This is a genomic window from Oligella ureolytica DSM 18253 (assembly GCF_000373745.1).
Taxonomy (GTDB): domain Bacteria; phylum Pseudomonadota; class Gammaproteobacteria; order Burkholderiales; family Burkholderiaceae_B; genus Oligella; species Oligella ureolytica.
On sequence record NZ_KB892286.1, the window covers coordinates 53,249 to 60,756 of the forward strand.

Here is a 7,508-nt window from a genome sequence, read left to right on the forward strand (position 1 = left end):
AGCTTCAGCAGAAGCCCCAAAACAGCGTGTGGCCATTTTTCCCTATGGAACTGAGTCAATGATGATGTTTGGATTATCATGGACGGTACAGGCACGAGATTACTCCCTCTGTTAAATATATTCTTCAAAAATATGGATTTTTAACCCCTACGGTAACATAAGCAGAGAGGGTGACGAAAGTCGCCATCAGATACAAGATGCAACCATATTATGAGAGAGTGCCGAACGCTCTTATGATTATTTTTTCTTAATTTCCCAATGCCCACGTGTTCCACCAACACGCTCAAGCCAACCCGCAGCCTTTAGATTATTTAAATGCTTTTTGATAGTGGGATAATTTTATCCTGCTAACGCCTGATTAATAACACCAAGTGAATCGCCTCTTAATTAGCCTATTGAAAATATACTGCCAGAAGAAACAATATGAGCTACGTTTAGGTATGGATTTGTCCGCCCTCAAAGTAACTTATTAAGAAAAAGGGGGTTATTAGTAGTAAATGGCTATTTTGCAGCTTTATCTTAACAACTCCCGCACTCAACTAAGCATACGCCTCACGTATGATCTTCTCTAAAGGATATCTCGGCTCAAAAGACGCCGCTTGCGCTAAAGGCCAAGCTAGTTCAAAGATTCTGAAGCGGTATTTCTCAACTAACAAATCCCCCTCGTCAATCTCCGGATACAGCACAGACAATAGCTTAACCTGTGAATCCGAAATACGGCGCACCACGTGATGAGCTCTCAGCTGTGACGGATGTTTCAGTCCGGCGGCTTCCAGTAGCTCAGCTAGAGCCAACAAGGTATTACGGTGGAAGTTATAGACTCGCTCTGATTTATCAGATACTACTAAACCCTTTTGACGCATAGGGTCTTGGGTCGCCACACCAGTCGGACAGTGCCCAGTATGACAAGCCTGAGCCTGAATACAGCCCACAGCAAACATAAAGCCGCGGGCACTATTACACCAGTCGGCACCCAACGAAAAGGTTCTGAGCAAATCGAAGGCGGAAATTATCTTACCGGAGGCACCAATCTTAATCTGCTGACGTAAACCAATCCCGACCAAGGTGTTATGTACCAAACGCAGGGATTCATTAAGTGGCACGCCCATGTGGTCGGCAAACTCAACTGGCGCAGCACCCGTACCGCCTTCGGAACCATCAACCACAATAAAGTCCTGCGTGATATTAGTTTCTAGCATGGCCTTGGCGATGGCGAACCATTCCCAAGGATGTCCAATACAGAGCTTGAAACCGACCGGCTTACCTTTGGCCAAGGTCCGCAACTCTTGAATAAAATACATCAGCTCAAGCGGTGTACTAAAGGCGCTATGGTTAGCCGGTGAGTTACAGTCCACACCGACCGGTATGCCACGGGCTTGCGCAATTTCTTCAGTCACCTTGGCGCCTGGCAAAACACCACCATGCCCAGGCTTCGCACCCTGTGACAGCTTGAGTTCAATCATTTTTACCTGCGGCAAAGCGGCGCGCTTAGCGAACTCTTCTGGTGAAAAATTACCCTCGGCATCACGACAACCAAAATAACCCGAACCGATATTCCAAATTAAATCACCACCATGCTCTAAGTGATAGCGACTAATCCCACCCTCACCCGTATCATGTGCAAAACCACCCTTAGCCGCACCACGATTGAGCGCCAAAACCGCATTGGCCGATAAAGCCCCAAAACTCATAGCAGAAATATTCAACGCTGATAAGTCATAGGTCTGCGTACAGTCCGGCCCACCAACCGTTGTCTTAAAATCACTGTTATCAATTTTTGTCGTTTGCAGGGAGTGATTGACCCACTCATAACCCTCGCTATAGACATTTTCAATAGTGCCAAAAGGACGCTTATCGATCTGCTGCTTGGCTCGCTGATACACAATCGAGCGCTGAGCCCGTGAAAACGGTAAGTTATCGTCATCACTTTCTAAAAAATACTGCCGAATCTCAGGGCGAATAGACTCAAGTAAAGAAAGGGGTGTATTTACCCCCCTTCAATACAACTTTAAATATATATATAAAACGATCGGACAACTAGTGTGACAGAGGAGGAGCTTAACCATCGACTACCTTGGCTCTTCACGAAAAGCCTGTCTAACCGCTTCAACAATAGCTTCCCATATCCCAGGCTCCCGTAACACTGGCATCTGTTTGGCAAGGACATTACTTAACTCACCCTGAGTTTGTTCGATAGAACGCAATACGCGATCGGCTTGCTGATCGGGCATTTCTACAATTTCTTTAAGCGCAGTGCGGGCCCGTAGATGATTACGCAAATACTGCGATTGCTCACGCATTTGTTCAGTTAAAGTACGTCTTATAATATTAGAAAGATACAGAACATGAGAAGTCATATCTGGATAACGCCACACGGGACGTGCTTTATTGTTACCACTAAACTGAAAATTAGAGACTATTCCGTCAAGATAAGTAGTATAAGTAGAAGTAAATGAAATATCTTCACTTATCTCCCGCATCAACGGCTTGGATATTTCATCCAATACATTGTCATAGTTTCGACGTTCACCTGCATCATCGCTAATCACAGCTGATATTGGCAAAATAACAGGATCGGATATCACCCCATCACGGCGTAATATGTCATTAATCAGAAAACGATGAATACGGCCATTACCATCAGCCAAAGGGTGGATATAAACAAAAGCAAAAGCTATCACGGCACAACGCATAACTGATGACTGCCCTTTTGTCCGTTCAAAAAAAACACGCAAACCATCCAACATATTGGCCACCTCATCCGCTGGTGGTGCTACATAATAAACAATGTCTTGATAACGAACACTTTCTCCTATAAAAACAGGAGATTGACGCACACCAAAATTAGTGACCACCGTATTTTCACCTAAAACGTCAGCCTGCAACTGTGCAAGCATCTTATGGCTTAAAGGTAAATCCCCTTGACCTGTACGACGCGACATCATGTCAGCAAAACGCTCAATACGAGTAGTTCGATCTTCTTCACCTTCTATGGCAAAACTAGCCTTGCTTTCCCTCAAAGTCATCCATACGGCGGCGCGACTTAACAACTCTTCACCAAACTCGGCTTCCAAACTCTGAAATAGAGCGGTTACATCTAGCTCCATAGCCTGTATAAGAGCATCAGTTTTAACAATCATTGGGCAAAAATAACGTGTACCTGGCAAATTATCATTAATACGCCATCGCGATGACTTGATCACAGAAGCACTTGAAGCTACAACTAATTTAGTACTATCCAATAAATCAACATAGTTACCGCCGACACGCTTTGGCAACTGTAAGGTGTCATTACTTAACAACTCATATAAAAAAGCTGCTCGACGCGCATATTGTCCCGTGGGTTCAGCATCTACCCATGCCTGGATAAATTTCCCACCAATTCTTTCAAATAAGCGTGACAAACACTCTAAATGAAGAACTTCATGTCTCAAATGAAATTGCAAATGCGCTGCTGGCGTATCTGCTGGTCGCATACTTTCTTGATAAGTTTCTATGCGATAACCATCGATAACTTCTGTCAGTCGCCGACCACCAATCTGACTCTGCACTGGCATCCGCACAATAGGTGTAATTTGATATGTTTTGGCCAACCATGCCAAACCAATAGGATCGACGAGAAGCTCATCCATGAGTTGCCCCTATGAAGCACTATTGAGTGCATAAAAACGATTATTTTCTGATTAAAAACTATTAAGTCAATTATAGATGCATAAAATCAATTAGAAAATAGGTGTTTTGCATAAAAACGATTACCTTAACTCAAGAGCATGGATAGGTTATTGAAATAAATGTATACAATTATCAAAACACTGTTATTCAACGCTAGGACAAAAACTATTAACCTCTATAAGACAACTAAAATCTGGCCAAGGTACTGTTGTCTATTCTCCAGTTGCAGAAGCGCGGGCAGCATCAGGCTTTTCTCAATCACAATTCGCAGCTCTTATGGGGGTATCAGTTCGCACCTTACAGGCTTGGGAGCAAGGTCGAAGAAAGCCATCAGGCGCAGCACAAACTTTATTAGCTGTAGCCATCAAACACCCAGAAATACTTCAAGAATTAGTCGAAAGCTAAAGTAAAGCCACCCTATTTCTCCATTGTTCTAGACAAAACATTACTCCTTATCCACGCTTACATACGCTTGGTGTGGATGATTAGCACTTTCGGGATAAAGAAAACGTAACTGCCCTTGTTCCACCATCGGAATAAGATGCTTATTTCGCAAATAATCACGTGACTTATTTAATAAGGTTGCAAGCTGTTCAACTGTCATGGGTTGCCATGCACAAAGCTGTTTAATCCCATCCCGTAAGCTTTGAGCTTTAGAACGACCTTGCAAGGTTGCAAGTAAGGTTGCAAGCTCGGGGGGAAAGGTTGCAAGCTCGGGAGGAAAGGTTGCAAGCTCGGGAGGAAAGGTTGCAAGCTCGGGAGGAAAGGTTGCAAGCTCATCATCAATACTCTGCGAACCATCTTCTACAGTAAGAGACTGATTAAGAGTATAGTAAGTCCTATTCCCTGCTCCTTGCTTACTAAGTAAACCTTTATCTCGTAAACGTCTCAGTACTCGACTAGCCGCTAAAGTATCCATTCCAGAGAAGTCACGGCACGCTGTATTATCTACCGCCCCGGTTGCACGAGCATAAATAAGCACCTTCCTCTCTTCCTCATCAAGCGATTCTGTCGTCAATGTTCGTAACCAAACATGATCATCTTCATTAATCAGGTTATGCAAAAATATCGTTACACAAAAACTATCGCCTTCACGATCAGAGTGAAACTCTGGCAATGTAACCCCTGCTTCTGCTGCTAGTTTTCTCATACTACGAATCCCTGTTCCTTTCGCCTCAGCAAGGTTCAAGTCATGTAGTACAGCAGCAATAACCGGATTGCGGGGCCATGACCCAGGTGAGCCTAATTGATTGACAGGCTTGAGGGAATAGCCCACGTTACGAATTTCAATACGATTACTATAACGAATAATCTGAGTCGGACTATGTTTAGTATAGGTACGATGCATTACAGCATTAGCCAGCGCCTCACGAACAACCTTTCTCGGTACAATCGGTTCTTGTATACTTTGTAATTGCCCCTCAGGCAAATAAAAACCTTTCGGCAAATCATCTACGATACTAGCTTCTACTTGTGGCAACGCTAACAACAACGGCTTTCTAATTTCGATAGACTGAAATCTTTCGTGAGGATCTTCCATCCACTCTAAACCAGGCACACGAATATAATCAATTTTAGCCATCGGTAAAACTCGCCGTAAAGACATGGGCTTGCCAAACAACAAAATACCGGCCAAGGTAGGCAGTAAACTGCCATCAACTCGTTTTAATGCTCCTAGCGCCTCAAGCATTTCTTCATCACTATAACTTAACTCTTCGGCATGCGAATTAATGTGCCTACGCTCACGACGGTAAGCCTCTATAGCTGCTGGGTCAAGATCTTCAATAGTTGCATCAGGAAAAACACTAGAATCAGGGCCATGTACAAGCTGATTTGAGCCGCGTAGCACCCATAGGTCTTCATCGACACAGCGTTGGTCACTGGATCCTATCCGTCTGTATGCTCCTCTTGGCAAACCCGTAGCTTTTTTGTAGACAGGTTTATAACTTACGTCAACCTCCGGCACATACACGACTAATACAGTTTTACCTTCAAGCTGCTCCAATTTCATTTCTGGGCGCAAAGCAATATTAAGCATAGTAACGCACTGACTTGCTAAGTCACGCTGCACCTTATCAGGCTCAGGCAAGCCTGCAGGTGTATAGATAGTATCTCCTTTTTCATTAGTAACCCAATCAACACCTAATAGGAGATATCCACCATCCAAACCTGGCTCATTAGCAAAAGCAATAACTGTTTCCATAATTGCTTTACCCACATCACTAGCGCGCTTAGCTTCAATACGCGTAGATTCATCTACCTCATTGAGTTCATCAAGCAAATCTTGAGCATTACGCATATCTTTTATTCCTTATCGTCTAACGCACTGTCAGTCATTTAATTTAAAGCCCAATTAAATTAATTTCAATAAGTGTATCAGCTTATTCCTTCAAATATTAAAACTGCCCTGACTCTACATAGCCACATCCCCACTCAGGTTTTCACGTACAAATACAGACTGATGGTTTAAAGTGTAGATAGCCACCCCTTCTTCTGACAGGAGCCATCATGAGTTTTCCAGCTTTCTTTGAACAAGTTCCCACGATTAGCCTACGCGATCCACTGGCCGAATTTCTTGGCGCTGCCGAGCAAGGCGTTATCCAATACACTTATAGCGATATTGTCAAACTTGCCGGTCACTCCTGCCCCACCGTTGCTGGTGCTTATCTCATGACGGTTAAGGCATTACAAAAACTATATGGTAGCGATTTGCCCGAGCGTGGCAACATTCAGGTGGAGTTTAAAAATGACCTACTTGAAGGCGTGACCGGTGTGATGGCTAATGTGGTTTCAATGATTACAGGTGCCACCACTGACAATGGATTCAAGGGACTTAAGGGCAAATTTGACCGTCGTAACCTGCTACATTTTAATCGAGCAATTAACGGTGCTATTAAATTTACTCGTCTTGATAGTGGTGCTAATGTCACTGTCGACTTTAATTCTTCCGTGGTACCAGCACCTGCCGACCTGATGCCTAACTTACTAGCATCACTGGAAGACGATACACCTATCGAAGGCAAACAAGCCTTTGCCAAGGCATGGCAAGAGCGGGTTAAGCAAATTTTTGAACAAGCTGAGCATCCGGAGTTGGTGGTTTTTAAGGAGTGACTTGTTTTTTTAGTCACTCTCCTTTATCGTTTTGGTTTCAAAGTTATCCTCAGACACTATTGCAGCCTCTAGAGTAAAATGGATTAATTGAGTTTATCAGTTTTATTCTCCCTTTAAATTCACCAGATGAAACAAACACGCTAAAGAAGATAAAAATAACGATTAATCAAGCTAACCAATTCTTTAAAATATTCACAACCACTGGTGCATAGGCTTGCAATTTCCCATTAATAGGTTGTGAGAGGTCATCAATAACCAAGTTCAAAAGATCGTCATCTTCTACTAGGTCATGAGGTTCAAGGCCAGAATTAATTAATAATGCACTAATAAGCTGTTTTCTTTTTTCTATTAAGGCTCTGTTGTTTTGTTCAGAATCCCCTAAATTCAATATTCTGATGCTTTCTCTAGCTCTCTCAGTTAAGCCTTCAACTCGTCCACTTATCTTGAAAACAAGCTCTGTCTCTCTATGTCAGGATAGTTGTCACCCTCTAAATTTAAATCAAGAGAGCGGTAAGGATACTATTTATGGGCCGTTATTCACTAGAGCGTAAGAACGCAGTGATCAATAAATTTCATAGTGACAACACATTGAGTCTTAGCGAACTAGCTAGGCAAGAGAGCATTCCTACCTCAACCCTTTATAATTGGCTGAAACAAGTCAATTTAGTAGGTAATGCCATGTCAAAAAAACGCAATTCGGATAACTGGTCTGCTGAGACCAAGCT

At 43.1% G+C, this 7,508-nt stretch carries 6 protein-coding genes and 1 pseudogene; 3 read left to right on the forward strand and 4 right to left on the reverse strand.

The window, feature by feature from the left end:
* Positions 1 to 539: 539 nt before the first annotated feature.
* Positions 540 to 1,973, reverse strand: a pseudogene (locus B092_RS13530) (FMN-binding glutamate synthase family protein); the annotation flags it as partial.
* A gap of 96 nt (positions 1,974 to 2,069) precedes the next feature.
* Positions 2,070 to 3,632, reverse strand: a complete 1,563-nt coding sequence (locus B092_RS0103185; RefSeq protein ID WP_018573799.1) for a Fic family protein — start codon at positions 3,630 to 3,632, stop codon at positions 2,070 to 2,072.
* A 217-nt stretch (positions 3,633 to 3,849) separates the two neighbouring features.
* Between B092_RS0103185 and B092_RS13535 the strand changes: the two genes are divergently transcribed.
* On the forward strand, positions 3,850 to 4,077 hold the full coding sequence (locus tag B092_RS13535; protein WP_232244312.1) for a helix-turn-helix domain-containing protein: 228 nt from the start codon (positions 3,850 to 3,852) through the stop codon (positions 4,075 to 4,077).
* Between the two features lie 40 nt (positions 4,078 to 4,117).
* Here B092_RS13535 and B092_RS0103195 read toward each other — a convergent pair whose 3' ends face one another.
* Positions 4,118 to 5,971, reverse strand: coding sequence for an ATP-binding protein (locus B092_RS0103195; RefSeq protein ID WP_018573800.1), 1,854 nt, complete (start codon positions 5,969 to 5,971; stop codon positions 4,118 to 4,120).
* Positions 5,972 to 6,180: 209 nt separating this feature from the next.
* On the opposite strand from B092_RS0103195, the gene B092_RS0103200 reads away from it, so the two are divergent.
* Entirely contained in the window at positions 6,181 to 6,783 is a 603-nt protein-coding gene (locus tag B092_RS0103200) for an FmdE family protein (protein ID WP_018573801.1), read from the forward strand.
* Between the two features lie 166 nt (positions 6,784 to 6,949).
* On the opposite strand, the gene B092_RS13540 is transcribed toward B092_RS0103200, so the two are convergent.
* Positions 6,950 to 7,171 (reverse strand): hypothetical protein, encoded by a 222-nt coding sequence (locus B092_RS13540; protein WP_018573802.1) that lies wholly within the window; start codon positions 7,169 to 7,171, stop codon positions 6,950 to 6,952.
* Positions 7,172 to 7,308: 137 nt separating this feature from the next.
* Here B092_RS13540 and B092_RS0103210 point away from each other — a divergent pair.
* Positions 7,309 to 7,508: transposase (locus B092_RS0103210; protein WP_018573803.1), on the forward strand; the 200-nt coding region annotated here is incomplete at its 3' end.